The following is a 19,694-nucleotide window of genomic DNA, read 5'->3' as shown; positions in this document are numbered from 1 at the left end:
TCACCATGTCAGACGCGTCGTGTCCGCTCAACTCGACGGCGGCGCCCTGCCCGTGTCAGGACCCCTCGCTAGAGTGGGTGCATGGCCGAGCTCACCAGTCTCTCTCCGTCCCGTGCGAACGACTTCGTGCAATGCCCCTTGAAGTTCCGCTTCCGCAGCATTGACAGGCTTCCGGAACCCCCTTCACAGGCGGCATTCAAGGGCACGCTCGTCCATTCCGTGCTCGAGCAGCTCTTCGCGCTGCCGGCGGCCGAGCGCACCGAGGACGCCGCCCAGGCGATGCTCTCCCCGAGCTGGGACGCACTCGTCGAGAAGGACCCGACCGTGCTCGAGATCTTCGCCGACGATGCGGAGAAGGAGACATTCTTCACATCCGCCCACAACCTCGTGCGCGCGTACTTCACCCTCGAGTACCCCGAGCATCTCGAACCGGAGACGACGGAGAAGTACGTGACGACGACGCTGGACAACGGCCTTGAACTGCGCGGATTCATCGACCGGGTCGATGTCGCTCCGGGCGGGGAGAAGCGCCTCGTCGACTACAAGACCGGCAAGCAGCCGAAACCCCAGTACGGGCGGGAGGCGAAGTTCCAGATGGGCTTCTACGCGCTCGTCGAGTACCGGCTCACCGGGGAACTCGTCCACACGCTCCAGCTCATGTACCTCGGCTCGCGGAGCATCCTCAAATCGCATCCGACGCCGGCCGACCTCGAGGCCAGCGAATTCGAGATCGCCGCGATCTGGAACGACATCGTCGCGGCGGCCGAAGCCGATCGCTGGCGTCCCCGGAAGTCCCCGCTGTGCAACTGGTGCTCGTTCAAGCCCCTGTGCCCGGCCTGGGGCAACGCCGCTCCCCCGACCCCGGAGATCACGCGGATAGTCGGGACGTGAGCGCGCGCAGATCGTCGACGTCGTGTCCGGCGAGGCTCGTCCACAGCGTCGTGCCCGGGGCGGGGTCGAGGTCGACGAGGTGCGGGATGCCGATCGCGATCGTGCCCGCCGCCTCGGCGCTGGCCAGTCCGGGCCGGGAGTCCTCGAGGGCGATGCAGCTGCCGGGATCGAGACCGAGCAGCGCGGCTCCCGCGAGGTAGGGCTCCGGGTCGGGTTTGCCGGCGCTGACCTCGTCACCGGAGATGAGCCCGACGAAGCTGCCGGGCGGGCACGCGGCGATGACCGCCTCGGCGAGGCTGCGGTAGGACATCGTCACCATCACGCACGGAATCCCCTCCTCCCGCAGCGCGCTCAGCAGCTCCAGCGCCCCGGGCCGGAAGGGCACGGACTCGGTGATGCGGGCGATGACGGCCGCGAGCAGGGTGTCGACGATGACGGGTGCCGGCAGGTCGAGCCCGGCCTCTCGCATGAGGTTGCCGGAGGTGAGGAGATCGTTGCCGACGAACTCGAGCCCCTGCTCCTCCGACCACGGCAGTCCGTGGGCGGCCATGAGCTCGGTCTCGGCCTCGATCCAGTACGGTTCGGTGTCGACCAGGGTTCCGTCCATGTCCCAGAGGACCGCGCCAGGATTCGTCATGGTTCCAGCGTAATGTGGTCGCATGACATTTCTCCCATCAGGTCACGGTGCGCTCGTCTTCATCGCCTTCGAGGGGCAGGATGCCGATGCTTCGGAGGCGGCGAGCTCGCTGGTCAAGGACATCATCGACACGTGGGGGCTCGACGACAGCGAGATCCTCGACACCGACGGCTTCTACGAGTTCCGCTTCTCCGAACCGGAGATCGAACGCGATGAGACGGGGCGGGCGAGCATCGCGTGGCCCGGTGTCGAGGTCCACCGCGGCACCCATGAGGGGCGCGCGGTCACCGTCATCCACGGGCACGAGCCCGGACTCAAGTGGCGGGAGTTCCTCTCCCTCATCCTCGCCGAGGTGGGTGAGGACGATTCCGTCGTCCTCCTCGGCGGTCTCCACGCCGAGGTGCCCCACACCAGGCCGCTGCCGGTCGTCGCGAACACCGAGGACCCCGACCTCGCCGCGCAGCTGGGCATCGAGATCAACAGCTACGAGGGGCCCATCGGCATCCTCGGACTCCTCGGGGTCGCGTGCTCGTGGCGGCAGCTCACCGCCATCAACCTCTGGGTGGGCGTGCCCGACTACCTCGGCGACTCGCCGTCGCCGAAGGCCGAACTCGCCCTCGTCCGGGCCGTCGAGAAGACCACGGGGGTGGAGATCGACATTCCCATCCTCGAGGAGGAGAGCCGGGCTTGGGAGCTCGGCGCCGATGAGGTCGTGTCGGCGAATCCGCAGCTGGGCGAGCTGCTCGGACGCCTCGAACAGCGCATCGACGCGACCGAGCTGCCCGAGGCCAGCGGCGAGGCGATCGCCGCGGAGTTCGAACGCTACCTGCGCGGTCGCGGCCGCGAGCGCTGAGTCAGTCGCGCAGTCGGATGCCGAGCAGGGCGTCGACGGCGTCGGCGACCCGCTCGCCCGTCACCGGGCCGGGCTGTCCAGCCGGGGTGTCGGCGTAGTGCTCGGCCCATTCGTCGAGGATCCCCAGGGCCCGCGGGCTGTCGAGGTCGTCGGCGAGGGCTTCGCGCAGGAGGCCGATGATATGGGTGCGCAGCCCCTCCCGGCACTCCGATTCGCACGTCGCCGCGTGTCGCCATGCGGCGAGGCGCTCGGCGGCGGAGTCGAGGAGGTCGCGGGTGAAGTTCCAGTCGCTGCGGTAGTGGTTCGACAGGAGCACGGTGCGGATGACCATCGGGTCGACGCCTTCGGCGAGCAGCTGCGAGACGAGGACGAGGTTGCCCTTCGACTTGCTCATCTTCTCGCCCTCGAAGCCGACCATGCCGGTGTGCATGAACGTCCGCGCCAGCGGCGTGTGCTGCCACGCCGCGGCATGGGCGGCGCCCATCTCGTGGTGCGGGAAGATGAGGTCGCTGCCGCCGCCCTGGACGTCGACGGGCAGTCCGAGGCAGTCGTCGGCGATGACCGTGCACTCGATGTGCCAGCCGGGGCGTCCCGGGCCGAGCGCCCCGCCGTCCCAGGAGGGTTCGCCCTCGCGGGCCGCGCGCCACAGCAGCGGGTCGAGTGGATTCTCCTTGCCGGGGGTCTCGGGGTCGCCGCCGCGTTCGGCTGACAGGCGCAGCATCGTCGCGCGATCGTCGTGGCTGACGCTGCCGAACGGCGGCTGGATCGGGGTGTCCACCCGGTAGTAGACGTCGCCGTTGTCCAGCGTGTACGCCGCCCCCTCGGCGAGGAGGGCGCTGACCGCGGCGGCGATGCGCGGAATCGATTCGACGACGCCGACGTAGTCCTGCGGCGGGATGACGCGCAGGGCCTCCATGTCGTCGCGGAAGAGCTGGATCTGCGATTCGGCGAGTTCGCGCCAGTCCACGCCCGTGGCCGCGGCGCGTTCGAGCAGCGGATCGTCGACATCGGTCGTGTTCTGGACGTAGACGACTTCGAGGCCGGCATCGCGCCACACCCGGCCGAGCAGGTCGAAGGCGACGTAGGTCGCGGCATGACCGAGGTGGGTCGCATCGTAAGGAGTGATCCCGCAGACGTAGAGGGCTGCTCGGCCGTCGCGTCCGCTCAGTCGCCTCGGGCTGCGCGCCCCGGTGTCGAAGACGGTGGGGACTGTGCCGGTGGTGGACAGCTGGGGCAGCTCAGGTGCGGACCATGATTTCACGCAGACCAGCCTAACCGAGACCGACGGTCGCGAGCACGTCCTAGATCGGCGGCCAGGGAATCGCCGTCCGGTCCTCGGGCGGGGCGGGGAACACCCCGGTGTCGGCAAGGGTCTGCGCCCGCTGCGCGAGCGCCGTGATCTCCGTCTCCTTCAGGCATCCGGTGAGCGCGTCCCCGAGCACCGCAGGCATGGCCGCGACCTCGTCGAGGGCAGCGCGCTCGGTGTCATCGAACGCGGAGTCGGCGAACCCCCAGAGCACCGTGCGCAGCTTCTCCTGCCGGTGGAAGCTCAAGCCGTTGTCGATGCCGAACGTCCCGAGTCCCCCGGCCGCCCCGGGCAGCACGCTGCCGGTGATGATGTGTCCGGCCTTGCGGTCGGCGTTGCCGGCGAGCAGATCGAAGAAGGCGACCCGACGCAGCTCCTCGCCGAGGCTGTGGGAGAGGACGAGGTCCCGTCCCTCCTCGGTGCGCAGAGCGAACATCGGGGCGAAGGCCTCGGGGATCCCGTCGATCTCGGTGAGGGCGACATCGGCGTCGTCGCCGGCGTCCTCGACGTAGGCCTGGAGGGAACCGGGGCCGTGCGGCAGGTCGGTGCGGAGCACGGTGGGCGGGACGACCCGCAGGCCGAGATGGGCGCTGAGCCGGTAGGCGGCGACTTCGCGCCGCCCAAGGGTCCAGTCGGGGAAGTCGCGAAGGGGTCTCTCGCCGGCGATCGGCTTGTAGACGGCCTTGAGCACGCGGCCGGCGTGGTCGACGACGACGAGCGAGGTCGCGTTGCTCGCCCGCGGGATGTCTCCCATGAGCGTCAGCTCCCCGCCGGTCAGCGCGGATTCGACGAGGCGGTCGACCGCCGCCGGACCCTCAGGCTCGTGCAACACCGTTGGCGCGCGGGCAGAGGTGGCCTTCGGGTTCGAGCGGCAGCGAGCAGAACGGGCAGTCCCCGCGCCCGGCGGAGACGACCTGCTCGGCGCGGCGCGCGAACTCGCGGGCACCGGCCGCGTCGAGGACGGTCCGCAGCACGTCGCGCTCGACCTCGTCGTCATCGGGGTCGGCCGAGGTCCCGGCCTGCGCGTCCTCCTCGGTGAGTTCGAAGCATTCGACGACGAGTTCGTGGGCGACGGTGTCCCACCCCAGGCTCATCGTCCCGACCCGGAACTCGGGGTCGATGGGGACATTGAGTCCCGCGTTGTCGATGCGGTCGTCGATCGCAGTCTGCGGCACGCGGGCGGCAGGGTCCTTGATCATCACCATGTCGAGGAGCTCGGTGATGCGGTCGGCGAGGATCTCGACCTGCTCCTTCTCGACGATCACCGTCGTCAGGGCGTCGCCGGACTTCGCTTGGAGGAGGAAGGTCCGCTCCCCCGGCAGGCCGATCGTGCCGACGACGAAGCGGTCGGGTGTGGGGTGATCGTAGAGTGAGGCCATGTGGCCCAGCCTAATCCACTGCCGCCCGGTGTTCGGAACCCCGGCCATCTGCGCCGACTCTAGGCGTGACCGTCGTGCTGGGATACATTTGACTCATGAGCACAGATCCTCGTGAGGCCCTGGACGCGTTCCTCGAAGCGGTGAGGGAGCACTTCGCCGCATCCGCACATCGCAATGGAGACCAAGACCCCCGAGTCGAAGCCGCCTACATGGCTTTGGCCGACGCCTTCGAGATCTACGAAGACGCCATCTACACCGCGTACGACGAAGTCACCCCGTTCGAGCTCTTCGACGATGTCGAGGATGCGAAGGCCGACGACGAGGACGAGGACTACGACGAGTTCGGCGTCGCCGATGACGACGATGACGAGGACGACATCGACGACGCCCGGCGCTGACGGCTGACGGGAGCTCACGACCTCACGGGAGCCGGTGCCTGTCGGGAGCCGAGGCCTCAGGAGATCTGCTCGAGCACCTCGGCGATCTCCGGTTCGAGGGTGACGTCGCTTCCCATGATCTGATTCAGCTGCTCCGGGGTGCGCGCGGAGACGAGGGTGGAGGCGATGCCGCGTTCGCGGTTGAAGGCCAGGGCGATGTCGGTCGTGCTCACCCCGAGGGCCGCCGCGGCCCGGCGCACCCCGGCGAGCACTCGCGACGCCCTGTCGTCGAGGTAGGGCGAGACGTAGTCGGAGAGCTCCCCCGCCAGCCGCGAGTCCTGCGGAGTGCCGCGCTGGTACCTGTCCGCGAGCACCCCGCGGCCGAGACCGGCACCGGCGATGAGGCCGATCCCCGCATAGTCGCAGGCCGGCCCGAGTTCGGCATCGGCGTCGCGGTTGAGCAGAGAGTATTCGCTGATCGCGCACGCGATCGGGATGCCGGCCCCGCGCATCTCGGCGAGCTGCCACCCCGTGTGGTGGGAGACGCCGACGTAGCGGACGGTGCCGAGCGTGAGCAGGGTGTCGATCGCCGAGGCGGTCTCGGACCTGTCGACCTCAGCGTCGAAGACATCGAGGACGAGGACGTCGAGGTGGTCCCGGCCGATCGCGCGCAGCAGCTCGGCGACCTGGTCGAGGATGCGGGCGCGCCCGAGCCCGAGCTCGATGTGGGATGACTCACTCAGCGACACCCCGACCCTGCCCATCACGCTCACCGCGTCCGGCAGGTCGACCTGTCCGAGGATCTCAGCCGCATGGAGGCCTGAGCTGGGAAGTTCGAGAAGATTGCCGCCCGCCTCGGCGTATGCGTCGACGAGCCTCTGCGCGTCCCGCCCGTCGACCCGGTGCCCCCACTCGAAGGTGCCCAAACCCACATCGCTGACGTCAAGACCGGTCGTTCCCAGGCGGTTGGAGTTCATGATTCTTGAGGTTACCCGATTCGCCGACTACCGTGGTCACGTTCCCACCAACCCTCTTCTCCTAGGAGACGCATGTACGAATGGCTCGTGGCCGCCGTGCTCGGAATCGTCCAGGCACTCACGGAATTCCTGCCGATCTCATCGTCGGCGCACGTGCGCATCGTCGGCGAATGGCTCCTGCCGGGTCGGGATCCGGGCGCGTTCTTCACCGCGATCATCCAGATCGGCACCGAGCTCGCCGTCGTCGTCTACTTCTGGCGCGACATCGTCTCCATCATCTCGAAGTGGTGCCTGGCGCTCGTCGGCAGGCATGACCGCAAGGACCCCGAGGTGCGCCTGGGCTGGCTCATCATCGTCGGATCGATCCCCATCGTCATCCTCGGACTCCTCTTCCAGGACTACATCGAGACGACCTTCCGCAGCCTGTGGATCACCGCGACGATGCTCATCGTCTTCGGCCTCATCATCGGCCTCGCGGACTGGGTGGGGAAGAAGCAGTACACGATCGAGGACATGACCTGGGGACAGGGCATCGTCTACGGCTTCGCGCAGGCCCTCGCCCTCATCCCCGGCGTCTCCCGCTCGGGAGGCACGATCATGGCCGGCCGGTTCATGGGCTTCGACCGGCCCGCGGCCGCGCGCTACTCGTTCCTGCTGGCCATTCCCGCCGTGCTCGGGTCGGGCCTCTACGGCATCGTAAAGAGCCTCGGCGACACCGAGATGGTGCTCGGCTGGGGTCCGACGATCCTCGCCACCGTCATCGCGTTCTGCCTCGGACTCGCCGTCATCCACTGGTTCCTGCGCTACATCCAGACGAAGTCGTTCGCGATCTTCGTGTGGTACCGCGTCGCGCTCGGCATCCTCCTCTTCATCCTGCTCGGCACCGGGGTCCTCGCCGCAGGCTGAGGTCACTCGGGGTCGCTGAGACCGCCGCCGCCGGGCACACCGGCCTCCGCGAGTCCGGCGGCGGTCACCGACATCGCCGTGAGCACCGGGAACGGCCCGGACCAGTCGATGATCGTGAACGAGCCGGGGGCGACCGCGAGCCGCTGGAAGTCATCGAGCGGCATGCCGAGCGCCTCGGCGATGATCGCCTTGATGATGTCGCCATGGGAGACGATCATCCCCCACGCGGGTTTCGGCTTCTCCCCCGCCGCCGACTCCGCGGTTCCTGGCGCGTCCGCCGGCTCGGTCCGCTCCGCTGCCTGCTCCCGCCTCTCGAGCTCCCGGAGTTCGCCGACGAGGAACCGCACGCCGGACACGGCCCGGTCAGCCGCCTCGGCGATGGCCTCACCGGCCGGGAACCGCATCACCGAGGCCCGCTCGGTCACCGTCTTCCAGTCGGGTGTCATGACGAGGTCGGCGAGGCTGCGACCGGTCCAGTCCCCGTAGTCGAGTTCGACGAACTCCTCGCCGATGCGCGTCTCGGTCACCTCGATGTGCCTCTGGGCGATCTCGGCGGTCTGCACGCAGCGCAGCAGCGGCGAGTGGATGAGGCGGGCGAAGGAGGTGTGCGGAAGCAGCCGCAGCGTCGCCTCGAGTGCGCGGGTACCGTCCTCGGTCAGCGACACGCCGGGCGTGCGTCCGGCGAGGATCCCTGCCGTGTTCGCGCTCGAGAGTCCGTGTCGGAGGAGGACGATGACGGGCATACGATCCAGATTAGCCCACATCGTCTACAGTGGCCCTATGAAGGAGGTGGGCGCATGAAACGCCAGCGACCGAGGATGACCTACGAGTTCCGGAAGGTCTCGTTCTCCAAGGACGTCCCGCGCTCCGTCAGTCTCCAGGAGCTCAACGACCAGGCCGAATACGGTCAGTGGGAGCTCGCACGGACCCGGATCTCCGCAGGCGGAACCCGCACTGTCTGGCTGCGCCGCAAGATCATGCCGCTCCCGACCGCCGGCTGACCGCGGGATTGGGAACGCACTCGGGCTTCCTGTCCCTCCTCCTCGCCGGCTCCGCGACGATCCTCGCGGGGGCGGCGATGTCGTTGCAGGGACGCGCCAACGGTCTGCTCGGGGCGGTGCTCGGAGGCGCCGTCTTCGCCGCCCTCATCTCGTTCGCCACAGGCCTCCTCGTCGTCGGTGTCGTCCTCGCCGCGTCCGCGCCGTCGCGGGCCGGCGCCCGTGAGCTCGTCGTTCGGGTGCGCTCGGGGCGGCTGCCGTGGTGGATGCTCCTCGGCGGGCTCAACGGCGCGTTCGTCGTCGTCGCCCAGGCCGTGACGGTCCCGCTCATGGGCGTCGCGATGTTCACGATGGCGTTCGTCGCCGGTCAGGTCACCGGCGGCATCATCGTCGACGGCACGGCGCTGCCGCCCGGCGGCCGTCAGCGGCTGACGGTTCTGCGCATCATCGGGGTCCTCATCGTCCTCGGAGCCCTCGTCGTCGGCGCCGCCGAGCGGCTCGACCTCGGGGTGCCGTGGTGGGCACCCCTGCTGCCGTTCATCGCCGGCGGTCTCGTCAGCGTCCAGCAGGCCTTCAACGGCCGTGTCCGAGCGGCCACCGGATCGGCCGTCGTCGCGACGACGGCGAACTTCGCGACCGGGTTCCTCGCCCTCCTCGCGGCGACCGCCGTCGTCATGGCCGCCGGTGTCCGGTGGCAGGGGTTCCCGACGGCGCCCGATCAGTGGTGGCTGCTGCTCGGCGGAGCCTTCGGGGTGATCTTCATCGGGATCACCGCGCTCACGGTCAGTCGCCTCGGCGTACTCCTCCTCAGCCTCTTCTCGCTGTTCGGGAACCTGCTGGGCGCGCTCCTCCTCGATTACCTGCTGCCCCTGCCGGGATCCCTCGTGAGCGTGACGACGGTGCTCAGCGCCGCGCTCGTCCTCGTCGGGATCGCGGTGACGATCACGCCCGCATCAGGAAGTCGCCGAGGACGCGGGTCCCGAACCTGAGCGCGTCGACGGGCACGCGCTCGTCGACGCCGTGGAACATCGCCGGGAAGTCGAGATCCCCGGTGAGCCGAAGAGGTGCGAAGCCGTAGCCGGCGATCCCGAGCTCCGACAGCGACTTGTTGTCGGTGCCGCCCGAAAGCGTGTACGGCAGCACCTTGGCGTCCGGGTCGGCGGCGAGCAGGCTCGCGTTCATCTGGGCCACCAGCGGGGTCTGATAGTCGGCTTCGAGTGCGGGGCCCTGTTCGCTGACCTCGATGTCGATGCCCGGACCCGCAAGCTCCTTGATCGTGAGCATGACGTCCTCGTGCTGGCCGGGCAGAGTGCGGCAGTCGACGTACCCGGTCGCGGTGCCGGGGATGACATTGTGCTTGTAGCCGGCCTCGAGGAAGGTCGGGTTCGACGTGTTCTGCAGGGTCGGGGCGACGAACTTCGCGACGGAGCCGAGTTCGGTGAGCAGCTCGCCGATCGTCTCCGAGGTGAAGGCGATCCCGGTGATCTCCGAGACCCCTTCGAGCAGCTGCCGTGTCGCCGGAGGGATGTCCTGCGGCCATTCGTGCTCGCCGATCCGGGTGATCGCCGCGGCAAGGCGGGTGACGGGATTGTCGTCGTTGCGCTGGGAACCGTGGCCGGCGGAGCCGTGGGCGATGAGGTTGAGCCACGCCAGCCCCTTCTCCGCGGTCTGGATGAGGTAGACCCGCTGTCCGCGGATGTCGACGGAGTAGCCGCCGACCTCGGAGATCGCCTCGGTGGCGCCGGCGAAGAACTCGGGGTGGTTGCGCACAACGTAGCGGGCCCCGTATTCGCCTCCCGCCTCCTCGTCGGCGAAGAAGGCGACGATGAGGTCGCGGCGAGGCTGCAGGCCCTGACGGATCATGTCGCGGATCGCTGCGATGATCATCGCGTCCATGTCCTTCATGTCCACCGCGCCGCGACCCCACAGCAGACCGTCCTTGATGACGCCGGCGAAGGGGTCGACGCTCCAGTCCTCGGCGGCGGCCGGGACGACGTCGGTGTGGCCGTGGACGACGAGGGCGGGGGCCGTCGCATCGACGCCGGAGATCCGGGTGACCAGCGACGCCCGGCCGGGAGCGGATTCGACGATCGTCGACTGCAGCCCCACCTCGGCGAACCAGCTCTCGATGAGCTCAGCGGCCGGCCTTTCCGGGTTCGCCTTGTTCATCCCCCAGTTCTGGGTGTCGATGCGGATGAGCTGCTGGCACAGTGATGTGACCTCGTCCTCGGCGGCACTGAAATCAAACATGGAGACTCCCCTTCGACGCGACGGTTCTGAACAGGATCAACGTTAACGCACGGGCGCGACGGTGAATGAGCGAAGGCCCTCCCGGATCACTCCGGAAGGGCCTTCCCTGTTGTGCGCGAAGGGGGACTTGAACCCCCACGTCCGATAAGTTGGACACTAGCACCTCAAGCTAGCGCGTCTACCAATTCCGCCACCCGCGCTGGCAACAGGAATTACTCTACACGCGTTCGGCGGCGGCGCAAAATCGAATCGGCCGTTTGTGACCGACCTCACTGACCACCGTCTCTGACCTCAGGCGATGCCGCTCGACAGGCTCAAACGATGCCGGTCGGCGGACTCAGACGCTGCCGGTCGGCGCGGCGACCTCGGTGACGCTCGAGAGCACGTGCGGCTTGCCCTTGGCCGGGTCGAAGACCGCGAAGTCCGCCGCTTCGTGCCGCGCTCCCTCGGTGAAGGCGAACCCGACGGTCCCGGGAAGCAGGATCGGCTTCGCGAAGGAGACATCCCAGCGGTAGGACTCGAGTCGGGGATCGGCCACCGCCAGCGCCCGGGACGCTGTGTACATCCCGTGCGCGATGACCTTGGGGAACCCGAAGCCGCGGGCGGCGAGCCCGTTGAGGTGGATCGGATTGTAGTCGCCGGAGACCTTCGCGTAGCGCTGTCCGATGATCGGATCGAGCCGCCAGCGCGCGGTCGGCAGCGGCGCGACGAAGTCCTCACGCTCCGGCTGCGGCTGCTCCTTCGCGCCGGCGAGCCGCTTGCCCTTCGCCAGGTACGTCGTCGTCTCCGTCAGCACCGTCTCGCCGTCGACCTGCGCGGTGACCTCGACGTCGATCGTCGTCCCCGACGGATGCCCGTACGGACCGGCCAGGGAGACGTGGAAGTCGACGACGTCGCCGATGCGCACCGGGCGCAGGACCTCGACCCGATTGCGGATGTGGACCATCCCGACGAGCGGCAGCGGCACCGCTGGGTCGCTGAGGAGCTGCATGCTCAGCGGGAACGCGAGCACGTGGAGGTAACCGGGATGGACGACGTCGCGCAGCGGGGCTTCGATGACCTTCGCGAACCCCGCATAGGCGGTGGCGTCGATGGCGATGCTGCGCCCGATAGTCCGGTCGGGCAGATCCGTGCCGGGACGCGTGCCGAACGGCAGGGCCTTGAGGACGGCCTTCGCATAGACGGGAAGCATGCTCATCACGCACCCACCATGTTCTGCCCGCACACCCGCAGGGTCTGGCCGTTGATGCCGCGCGCCGAGGCGGAGGCGAGGAACGCAATCGTCTCGGCGACGTCGACGGGCAGTCCGCCCTGCTGGAGACTCGAGAGGCGACGCGCGACCTGCCGGGTGAGCGGGGGCATCGCCGCGGTCATCTCGGTTTCGATGAACCCGGGGGCGACGGCGTTCGCGCTGCCGCCGAGTGCCGCGAAGTCCCCCGCCGAGGCGGCCGTGAGTCCGATGACGCCGGCCTTCGACGTCGCATAGTTCGTCTGCCCGCGGTTGCCGGCGATGCCGGAGGTCGAGGCGAGCGAGACGACCTGCGCGCCTTCGGCGAAGCGTCCGGTCTCGAAGAGGCGGGCGTTGATGCGCGCCTGGGAGGCGATGTTGACCGCGATCACCGAGTCCCACCGGGAGGCGTCCATGTTCGCGAGCAGCTTGTCACGGGTGATCCCGGCGTTGTGGACGAGGATGTCGACGGTGCCGTCAGCGGCTTCGGCGATCGCGTCGGCGGCCCCGTCGGCGGTGATGTCGAGCTGGAGGGACTTCCCGCCGACCTCGTTCATCACCTGCGCCAGGGCCTGCCCGGCCTGGGGCATGTCGACGCCGATGAGGTGGGCGCCGTCGCGGGCGAGCACACGGGCCACCTCGGCGCCGATCCCGCGGGCGGCCCCGGTGACGACGGCGGTGCGCCCGGCGAGCGGACCGGTCTGACCGGTGGCGAGGAACTCGGCGTCGGTCACGTTCGTGCCGGCATCCGAGGTCACAGTGATGAACTGACCGTCGACATAGGCCGATTTCGCCGACAGGAGGAACCACAGCGCCGACGCCACCGACGGGGCGTCGATGCCGACGCCGCGCCCGAGGAGGATTCCGTTGGCTGTTGCGCCGCGCCGCATCTCATGGGCCAGTGACCGGGTCAGACCGGTGATGCCCTGGGTGGCGGCGGCCACCTGCGGATCCTGAGCGGTCGGGTCGGGGGCTGCCGAGATCGTCACGACGCGACCGCACTTGGCCAGCGACCGCACCGCACCGCCGAGGCCGAGCGCGGTCTCGGAGAGCGCGGAGGGCGAGGTCACGTCGTCGAGGACGGCGATGATCGCCCGCAGCGACTCATCGGGTGCTGCGTGCCGCCGGACCTCGAATCCGTTGTCGAGGAGGAGGTCGGCGATCGTCTGGGCCCCGCTGCCGGAGCCGAGGACGAGGACGGGCCGGCGCAGATAGGACTCGGGAGTCGAGCCGAAGCGCTGGAGTTCGACGGGCTGCGGGAGACCGAGGGTCTTCGCGATCTTCCCGAGCGGGCCGCCCATGAGTTCGAGGTACTTGTCCTTCATGCCGCCTCCACGATCGCCGTGAGTCCCTGTCCGCCTGCTGCGCAGATCGAAACGAGGGAGCGCTTCTTGCCGGTCTCCTTGAGGTACTTCGCGGTCGTCGCGATGATGCGTCCGCCGGTCGCGGCGAACGGATGTCCCGCTGCGAGCGAGGAGCCGAGCGGGTTGAGCTTCGTGCGGTCGAGGGTTCCGAAGGCCCCGTCGAGACCGAGCTTCTCGCGACCGAACTCCTCGGACTCCCACGCCGCCAGATGCGCGAGCACCGTTGAGGCGAAGGCCTCGTGGATCTCGAAGACGTCGAAGTCGTCGAAGGTCAGACCGTTGCGGGCGAGCAGCCGGGGTACCGCGTAGGCGGGAGCCATGAGCAGGCCCTCGGCCCCGTCGACGAAGTCCACGGCGGCCGCCTCGGCGTCGATGAGCCGGGCCAGCGGGGTGAAGCCGCGCTCGGCCGCCCACTCCTCGCTGCCGAGCAGGACCGATGCGGCCCCGTCGGTGAGCGGGGTCGAGTTGCCTGCGGTCATCGTCGCCGGGGTCGGCAGGCGCTTGCCGAAGACCGGGGAGAGCTTCGCCAACGACTCCAGAGTCGAGTCGGGGCGGAGGTTCGTGTCGCGGCTGACTCCGAGGTACGGGGTCACGAGGTCGTCGAAGAAGCCCTCGTCCCACGCCCTGGCCAGTCCCTGGTGGGAGGCGAGGGCGAGCTCGTCCTGGGCCTCCCGGCTGATCTGCCATTCGGCGGTCGTGATCGCCTGGTGCTCACCCATGCTCAGGCCCGTCCGCGGCTCTCCCGTCGACGGCGCCTGCGGAGCGAGGTAGGCGGGCCGGATCTGCGCGGCGATGCGCACGCGCTGTGCCAGCGTCTTCGCCCGTGAAAGCTCGAGGAGGATCTCCCGCAGCGAGTCGTTGACGACGATCGGCGCGTCCGAGGCCGAGTCGACGCCCGCGGCGATGCCCGATTCGATCTGCCCGGCGTTGATCTTGTTCGTCAGGCTGACGACGGTCTCGAGGCCCGTCGCGCAGGCCTGGCCGATGTCGTAGGCCGGTGTCGTCGGGGACAGCGCCGAGCCGAGGACGGCCTCGCGGGTGAGGTTGAAGTCCTTCGAATGCTTGAGGACGGCACCGCCGGCGACCTCGCCGATCGTCTCTCCGGCCAGCCCGAAGCGGGCGACGAGGCCGTCGATCGTGCTCGTGAGCATGTCGAGATTGCTCGCCTTCGCGTACTGCTTGTTCGACCGCGCGAAGGGAATGCGGTTGCCGCCGAGAATGACGGCGCGTGAGGTGGGTGCGGGCATGAGCGCCTCCGTGTCTGTCGAGGAATTAGCTGTTACCGACAGTACCTGATACCGTCTGTATCATGAAATCGCTCACAGACGGCCGCTCGACGCGGTGGCAGGAACATCGCGACAGTCGTCGCCGCGAGCTGCTGCGGACGGTCCGCCATGTCGTCGACGAACACGGTGACGATCTGTCGATGGAGCAGATCTCCGAGCACTCCGGGACGACGAAGGCCGTGCTCTACCGCTACTTCACCGACCGCGCCGGGCTCCAGGAGGCGATGGGCGGCTGGGCGATGCAGGTGATTGCGAACTCGCTCGACGAAGCCAGCGCATCCCGCGTCCCGACCCCGGACTCCGCCGGTCCGACCCCTGACCGCCGCGAGACCCTCGAGGCGATGATCCGCGCGTTCGTCAGCCTCGCCGCCGAGTCGCCGAGCATCTACCGCTTCTGCGACCAGGCGGTGGGGCGCTTCGATCCCGGTGAGGAGGGCGGCTTCTTCCGCGAAGTCGCCGACCTCCTCGCCGAACGCCTCGACCTCGATGTCACCGACGGACGGTTCGCCGGTGACGACGGGAAGCTGTGGGCCGCCGGCGCCATCGGCTTCGTCCGCGCCGCGACGGAGACGTGGCTCTCGGCCCCCGGCTCCCCCGAGGCGTTCGCCGCCTCGGTGAGCACATGGCTGTGGGCGTCCCTGCCGCCCGAAGCCAGGGGCGCACCGCCGACAGCCTGAGACACTCCCTCCGATCCGACCACGCACCGCCATCGCACAGACCAGGAGCACACGCATGACCGACTTCGCGCTCGACCTCGATCCCACTGCCATCCAGACCGTCCTCGACGGACGCTGGGCCGATGCTCGCCGCCAGGGACGCAGCCTCGCCCTCGACGAGTCGACCCACCTCGACCCCGCTGACGACCTCGAGACCACCCGCGCGAACACCCTCGCCGCCGTCGGGCTCATGGCCGGCACGAAGCTGCCGATGGCCGCGCTGCCGGAGACGCTCGGGGGGACGAACGAACACGCGAAGACCGTCGCCGGGTTCGAGGAGACCGTGACCGCCTCGCCGAGCCTGCAGATCAAGGCCGGGGTGCAGTTCGGACTCTTCGGCGGCGCGATCCTCCACCTCGGCAACCCCACCCAGCACGCCGACTGGCTCGTGCCCGCCCAGCAGGGAGAGCTGCTCGGGTCGTTCGCGATGACCGAGATCGGCCACGGTTCCGATGTCGCCGCGATCGGCACGACCGCCACCTACGATGCCGCGACCGAGGAGTTCGTCATCGACACCCCGTTCCGGGCTGCGACGAAGGAGTACATCGGCAACGCCGCCCGGGACGCACGGGCCGCCGTCGTCTTCGCCCAGCTCATCACCGCCGGAGTCAACCACGGCGTGCACGCGTTCTTCGTGCCCATCCGCACCGCCGACGGTCAGCCGCTGCCGGGTGTGAGCATCGAGGACGACGGATACAAGGGCGGACTGCGGGGAGTCGACAACGGTCGGTTCGCCTTCGACGCCGTGCGCATCCCGCGCACGAACCTCCTCGACCGCTACGGCGCAGTGACCGCCGACGGCGAGTACTCCTCCCCCATCGATTCGCCCGGACGCCGGTTCTTCACGATGCTCGGCACCCTCGTCCAGGGCCGCGTCTCCCTCGACGGATCCGCGGTCGTGGCGAGCAAACTCGCCCTTGACATCGCCGTGCGCTACGGGCTCGAGCGCAAGCAGTTCACCACCGTCGACGACTACACCGAGACGACACTGCTCGACTACCAGCAGCATCAGCGCCGGCTCATGCCCGGCCTCGCCGCGGTCTACGCCTCGAGTCTCGCCCATGAGAAGCTGCTCACCTCGTTCGAGGAGGTGTTCTCCGGCGTCGACGACAGCGAGGAGAACCGCGCCCTGCTCGAGACCCGGGCCGCGGCGTTCAAGGCCGACTCGACGTGGATGGCCCTCGACGTCATCCAGGAGTGCCGCGAAGCCTGCGGCGGTGCCGGGTTCATGGCCGAGAACCGCCTCGTGGGTCTGCGGGCCGACCTCGACGTCTACGTGACGTTCGAAGGCGACAACACGGTCCTCCTCCAGCTCGTCGCCAAGCGCATCCTCGGCGACTACGCCAAGGAGTTCGCGCACATCGACGTCGGCGGAGCCGCCCGCTTCATCGGCACCCAGGCCGCCGAGCACACGCTCTACCGCAGCGGCCTGGCCAATGCCGGACGCGCGATCTCCGATGTCTTCACCCCCAATCTCAGCGAGAGGCGGATCCGATCGGGCCGACTCCAGCGCACCCTGCTCGAGACCCGTCTCGAGGTCATGGTCTCCGGGCTCGCCGCAGCGCTGCGTCCGGCGGCGAAGATGCCGGCGGCCAAGGCGGCCGAGCTCTTCAACTCCCAGCAGCACGAACTCGTCGAGATGGCCCGCGCCTACGTCGAGCTCGAGAAGTGGAAGGCCATCGACGAGGCGATGAGGGAGCAGAAGGATCCCGCCCAGGCGAAGATCTTCCGCCGACTGCGCGACACCTACGGGCTCAGCCTCATCGAGAAGCACATCGGCTGGCACCTCATGTACGGCCGTCTGCCGATGTCGCGCGCCCGCCAGGTCGGTGAGACGCTCAACCGCCTCTGCGCGAAGCTCGCGGCCAACGCCCTCGAGCTCGTCGACGCCTTCGGCTACGGGGACGATCACCGGCGGGCGACGATCGCCACCGGCGTCGAAGCCGAACGTCAGGCCGAGGCCGCCGCCCACTACCGGCGGGCCCGCGCCCAGAGCGACTACCCGGTCCCGGAGAAGCAGCTGAAGAAGGCCGCGAAGTCCCGCACCGCCTGATGAGGCGAGTGCCTCACGCGGTGAGGAAGTCCCGCAGCGCCGCGGACACGGCGGCGGCCTCGGTGAGGAAGCCGTCGTGTCCGACCGGGGAGTCGATGACCCGGTAGTCGACCCGCCCGGGCAGATGCCTCGCGAGCTGTTCGACCTGCGCCGGCGGGTAGAGCCGATCCGAGGACACGGAGACGACGAGGCTGTCGGTGCATGCCTGCGCGAGTGCCGTGCGCAGGTCGGCCGAGCGTCCCGTGCGCACATCGTGGTCGCGCAGCGCCTTCGACAATAGGACGTAGCTGTGCGGGTCGAAGCGCGCGGTGAGCTTCTTCGCCTGGTGGTCGAGGTACGAGCTCACCTCGTAGTAGCCGGCTGAGCGCAGCCGCCGGGAGAAGCGCTCGTTGAGGTCGGCGTCGTTGCGGTAGGTCAGGTGGGCGATCTGCCGGGCGAGTCCGAGGCCGGCGGCGGGGAACCTGCCGATCGCCGCATAGTCGCCGCCGCAGTAGTCGGGGTCGAGTTCGATGGCGCGTTCCTGCGTCATCGCCCACGCGATCTGGTCGGCCTCGGAGAAGGCGGGAGCGGCGATGATCGCACACTTCGCGGTCTTGCGCGCATCGAGGAGACCGAATTCGAGGGCCCTCGCCCCGCCCATCGATCCGCCGATGACGGCATGCCAGGTCTCGATGCCGAGGATCTGCGTGAGATTGTGCTCGAGGCGCGCCATGTCCCTGATGGTCACCGCAGGAAAGCGCGACCCGTAGGGCAGACCGTCGCCGAAGGCCGACTGCGGACCCGTCGTGCCGCTGCACCCGCCGAGCGCGTTCGCGCAGACGACGAAGTACTCGTTCGTGTCGACGGCCCGACCCGGTCCGACGACCCCCGACCACCAGTCGGTGGCCCGGGTGTCGCCGGTGAGCGCGTGTTCGACGAGGATCGCGTTCGACCGGTCGGCGTTGAGGGTGCCGAAGGTCTCGTAGGCGATCTCGACGGTCCCGAACGTGTGTCCGGAATCCGTGGTGAAGCCGAGGATCGACTCCACGGACGTGCTCTGGGTGGTCATCTCAGGCGGCGGTCTCGGCCGTCGCCGCTGCGGCGGCGAAGCCCGCATCGAGGTCGGCGAGGATGTCGTCGATGCCCTCGAGGCCCACCGAGAGGCGCACGAGTGCGGGGTTGACCCCGGAGGCGGCCTGCGCGGCGTCGTCGAGCTGGGAATGCGTCGTCGAGGCCGGGTGGATGACGAGCGAGCGGACATCGCCGATGTTCGCGACGAGGGAGTGGAGTTCGAGCGCGTCGACGAAGGCCACGGCCGCGTCGTAGCCGCCGGCGATGTCGAAGGCGAGGACCGAGCCGACGCCGTCGGGCAGGTACGTCTGCGCCCGGTCGTGCCACGGGCTGGATTCGAGACCGGCGTAGGCGACGCGCGTGACCTGGTCGTGGCCTTCGAGGTAGGCAGCGACCCGCTCGGCATTCGCGACGTGGCGTTCGATGCGCAGGCTCAGCGTCTCGAGTCCCTGGGCGATGAGGAACGCGTTGAACGGGCTGACGGCGGGACCGAGGTCGCGCAGCAGCTGGACGCGGAGTTTGAGGCCGTAGGACACGTTCGCTCCGAACGCGGAGTCCGCACCGAGGTCGCGGGCGTAGACGAGACCGTTGTACGACTCGTCGGGAGTGTTGAAGCCGGGGAAGCGCTCGGGGTGGGCGCCGTAGTCGAAGGTGCCGCCGTCGACGACGACGCCGGCGATCGAGGTGCCGTGACCGCCGAGGTACTTCGTCGCGGAGTGGATGACGACGTCGGCGCCGTGTTCGATGGGGCGCACGAGGTACGGGGTGGCGAGCGTGTTGTCGACGACGAGCGGCACCCCCGCGGCGTGGGCGATGTCGGCGACCGCGGTGATGTCGAGGACGTCGGAGCGGGGGTTGGAGACCACCTCGGCGAAGAAGAGCTTCGTGTTGTCCTCGACGGCGTCGCGCCAGGCGTCGAGGTCGTCGACGTCGACGAAGGTCGTGGAGATGCCGAGCTTGCGCAGGGTGACGTCGAGGAGGTTGTACGTGCCGCCGTAGAGGCTCGAGCTGGCGACGATGTGGTCACCGGCCTCGGCGATGTTCGCGATCGCGAGGAACTCGGCGGACTGGCCCGAGGCGGTGAGCACGGCATGGACGCCGCCTTCGAGGTCGGCGATCCGGTTCTCGACGACCTCGGTCGTCGGGTTGGTGATGCGGGTGTAGATCGGGCCGAGTTCGGCGAGGGCGAACCGGTTCTTCGCCTGGTCGTTGTCGGCGAAGACGTAGGAGGTCGTCTGGTGGATCGGCAGCGCACGGGAGCCCGTCGCGGGGTCGGGAACCTGTCCGGCATGGATCTGGCGGGTTTCGAATGACTGGGCCATGGCATCTCCTCTGAGTGAGCGGGTGCCTCCACTCTCACCTGTGACCGCTCCTGCTCTGCGCGTTCTCGTCATGGAGCTGTCACCGACCGTCATCTGCCGTC

20 protein-coding genes and 1 tRNA gene are annotated in these 19,694 nt (G+C 69.2%); 8 read left to right on the top strand and 13 right to left on the bottom strand.

Annotated features, from left to right (window positions below; genetic code table 11):
* Positions 1-81: 81 nt before the first annotated feature.
* The gene (locus FFS20_RS01015; RefSeq protein ID WP_137824067.1) at positions 82-891 is read left to right on the top strand and encodes a PD-(D/E)XK nuclease family protein; all 810 of its coding nucleotides are present in this window, start codon (positions 82-84) and stop codon (positions 889-891) included.
* On the opposite strand, the gene FFS20_RS01010 is transcribed toward FFS20_RS01015, so the two are convergent.
* Positions 869-1,528, bottom strand: coding sequence for an HAD family phosphatase (locus FFS20_RS01010; protein ID WP_137824066.1), 660 nt, complete (start codon positions 1,526-1,528; stop codon positions 869-871). The genes FFS20_RS01015 and FFS20_RS01010 overlap by 23 nt on opposite strands.
* Before the next feature lie 22 nt (positions 1,529-1,550).
* On the opposite strand from FFS20_RS01010, the gene FFS20_RS01005 reads away from it, so the two are divergent.
* Positions 1,551-2,381, top strand: a complete 831-nt coding sequence (locus FFS20_RS01005) for a PAC2 family protein (RefSeq protein WP_137824065.1) — start codon at positions 1,551-1,553, stop codon at positions 2,379-2,381.
* Between the two features lies 1 nt (position 2,382).
* Here the strand turns inward: FFS20_RS01005 and mshC are convergent, their stop codons facing one another.
* From mshC to FFS20_RS00990, 3 genes are read right to left on the bottom strand one after another with little or no spacing between them, the layout of a single operon-like run.
* Positions 2,383-3,642 (bottom strand): cysteine--1-D-myo-inosityl 2-amino-2-deoxy-alpha-D-glucopyranoside ligase, encoded by a 1,260-nt coding sequence (gene mshC / locus FFS20_RS01000; RefSeq protein WP_137824064.1) that lies wholly within the window; start codon positions 3,640-3,642, stop codon positions 2,383-2,385.
* A gap of 40 nt (positions 3,643-3,682) precedes the next feature.
* The gene (locus FFS20_RS00995; protein WP_249356349.1) at positions 3,683-4,516 is read right to left on the bottom strand and encodes an SCO1664 family protein; all 834 of its coding nucleotides are present in this window, start codon (positions 4,514-4,516) and stop codon (positions 3,683-3,685) included.
* The gene (locus FFS20_RS00990; protein ID WP_137824063.1) at positions 4,503-5,066 is read right to left on the bottom strand and encodes a DUF3090 domain-containing protein; all 564 of its coding nucleotides are present in this window, start codon (positions 5,064-5,066) and stop codon (positions 4,503-4,505) included. Before FFS20_RS00990 ends, FFS20_RS00995 begins: the two co-directional genes overlap by 14 nt.
* A gap of 95 nt (positions 5,067-5,161) precedes the next feature.
* Here FFS20_RS00990 and FFS20_RS00985 point away from each other — a divergent pair, with 95 nt between their 5' ends.
* Entirely contained in the window at positions 5,162-5,464 is a 303-nt protein-coding gene (locus FFS20_RS00985) for a hypothetical protein (RefSeq protein WP_137824062.1), read from the top strand.
* A gap of 56 nt (positions 5,465-5,520) precedes the next feature.
* On the opposite strand, the gene FFS20_RS00980 is transcribed toward FFS20_RS00985, so the two are convergent.
* Positions 5,521-6,420, bottom strand: a complete 900-nt coding sequence (locus tag FFS20_RS00980; protein WP_137824061.1) for an aldo/keto reductase — start codon at positions 6,418-6,420, stop codon at positions 5,521-5,523.
* 72 nt (positions 6,421-6,492) lie between these two features.
* Here FFS20_RS00980 and FFS20_RS00975 point away from each other — a divergent pair, with 72 nt between their 5' ends.
* On the top strand, positions 6,493-7,326 hold the full coding sequence (locus FFS20_RS00975) for an undecaprenyl-diphosphate phosphatase (RefSeq protein WP_137824060.1): 834 nt from the start codon (positions 6,493-6,495) through the stop codon (positions 7,324-7,326).
* A 2-nt stretch (positions 7,327-7,328) separates the two neighbouring features.
* Here FFS20_RS00975 and FFS20_RS00970 read toward each other — a convergent pair whose 3' ends face one another.
* The gene (locus FFS20_RS00970) at positions 7,329-8,069 is read right to left on the bottom strand and encodes a histidine phosphatase family protein (RefSeq protein WP_137824059.1); all 741 of its coding nucleotides are present in this window, start codon (positions 8,067-8,069) and stop codon (positions 7,329-7,331) included.
* A 54-nt stretch (positions 8,070-8,123) separates the two neighbouring features.
* On the opposite strand from FFS20_RS00970, the gene FFS20_RS00965 reads away from it, so the two are divergent.
* Both FFS20_RS00965 and FFS20_RS00960 read left to right on the top strand, forming a co-directional pair.
* Positions 8,124-8,327: a DUF5703 family protein gene (locus FFS20_RS00965; protein WP_232623601.1), complete on the top strand. Its 204-nt coding sequence runs from the start codon at positions 8,124-8,126 to the stop codon at positions 8,325-8,327.
* 8 nt (positions 8,328-8,335) lie between these two features.
* Entirely contained in the window at positions 8,336-9,313 is a 978-nt protein-coding gene (locus tag FFS20_RS00960; RefSeq protein WP_249356347.1) for a DMT family transporter, read from the top strand.
* Here the strand turns inward: FFS20_RS00960 and FFS20_RS00955 are convergent.
* The 5 genes from FFS20_RS00955 to FFS20_RS00935 form a co-directional block, all read right to left on the bottom strand.
* Entirely contained in the window at positions 9,267-10,574 is a 1,308-nt protein-coding gene (locus tag FFS20_RS00955) for a M20/M25/M40 family metallo-hydrolase (protein ID WP_137824058.1), read from the bottom strand. The two genes, FFS20_RS00960 and FFS20_RS00955, sit on opposite strands and share 47 nt — an antisense overlap.
* Before the next feature lie 112 nt (positions 10,575-10,686).
* Positions 10,687-10,774, bottom strand: a tRNA-Leu gene (locus FFS20_RS00950).
* 137 nt (positions 10,775-10,911) lie between these two features.
* Positions 10,912-11,772: a MaoC/PaaZ C-terminal domain-containing protein gene (locus tag FFS20_RS00945; RefSeq protein ID WP_137824057.1), complete on the bottom strand. Its 861-nt coding sequence runs from the start codon at positions 11,770-11,772 to the stop codon at positions 10,912-10,914.
* Positions 11,772-13,127, bottom strand: a complete 1,356-nt coding sequence (locus FFS20_RS00940) for a 3-oxoacyl-ACP reductase (RefSeq protein WP_137824056.1) — start codon at positions 13,125-13,127, stop codon at positions 11,772-11,774. Before FFS20_RS00940 ends, FFS20_RS00945 begins: the two co-directional genes overlap by 1 nt.
* The gene (locus tag FFS20_RS00935; protein ID WP_137824055.1) at positions 13,124-14,413 is read right to left on the bottom strand and encodes an acetyl-CoA C-acetyltransferase; all 1,290 of its coding nucleotides are present in this window, start codon (positions 14,411-14,413) and stop codon (positions 13,124-13,126) included. The genes FFS20_RS00940 and FFS20_RS00935 overlap by 4 nt, the downstream gene beginning before the upstream one ends.
* Positions 14,414-14,475: 62 nt before the next feature.
* On the opposite strand from FFS20_RS00935, the gene FFS20_RS00930 reads away from it, so the two are divergent.
* Together FFS20_RS00930 and FFS20_RS00925 are read left to right on the top strand one after the other, a co-directional pair.
* On the top strand, positions 14,476-15,129 hold the full coding sequence (locus FFS20_RS00930) for a TetR/AcrR family transcriptional regulator (protein WP_137824054.1): 654 nt from the start codon (positions 14,476-14,478) through the stop codon (positions 15,127-15,129).
* Between the two features lie 55 nt (positions 15,130-15,184).
* Positions 15,185-17,221, top strand: coding sequence for an acyl-CoA dehydrogenase (locus FFS20_RS00925; RefSeq protein ID WP_137824053.1), 2,037 nt, complete (start codon positions 15,185-15,187; stop codon positions 17,219-17,221).
* 13 nt (positions 17,222-17,234) lie between these two features.
* Here FFS20_RS00925 and FFS20_RS00920 read toward each other — a convergent pair whose 3' ends face one another.
* Together FFS20_RS00920 and FFS20_RS00915 are read right to left on the bottom strand one after the other, a co-directional pair.
* The gene (locus FFS20_RS00920; RefSeq protein WP_137824052.1) at positions 17,235-18,269 is read right to left on the bottom strand and encodes a homoserine O-acetyltransferase; all 1,035 of its coding nucleotides are present in this window, start codon (positions 18,267-18,269) and stop codon (positions 17,235-17,237) included.
* Between the two features lies 1 nt (position 18,270).
* The gene (locus FFS20_RS00915; RefSeq protein ID WP_137824051.1) at positions 18,271-19,593 is read right to left on the bottom strand and encodes a bifunctional o-acetylhomoserine/o-acetylserine sulfhydrylase; all 1,323 of its coding nucleotides are present in this window, start codon (positions 19,591-19,593) and stop codon (positions 18,271-18,273) included.
* Between the last annotated feature and the right edge of the window lie 101 nt (positions 19,594-19,694).

It is taken from the genome of Brevibacterium sp. 2SA, from assembly GCF_005502845.1.
GTDB lineage: Bacteria > Actinomycetota > Actinomycetes > Actinomycetales > Brevibacteriaceae > Brevibacterium.
The sequence above is the reverse complement of the archived record's forward strand: the minus strand, read 5'-3'. Positions and strand labels throughout refer to the sequence as shown.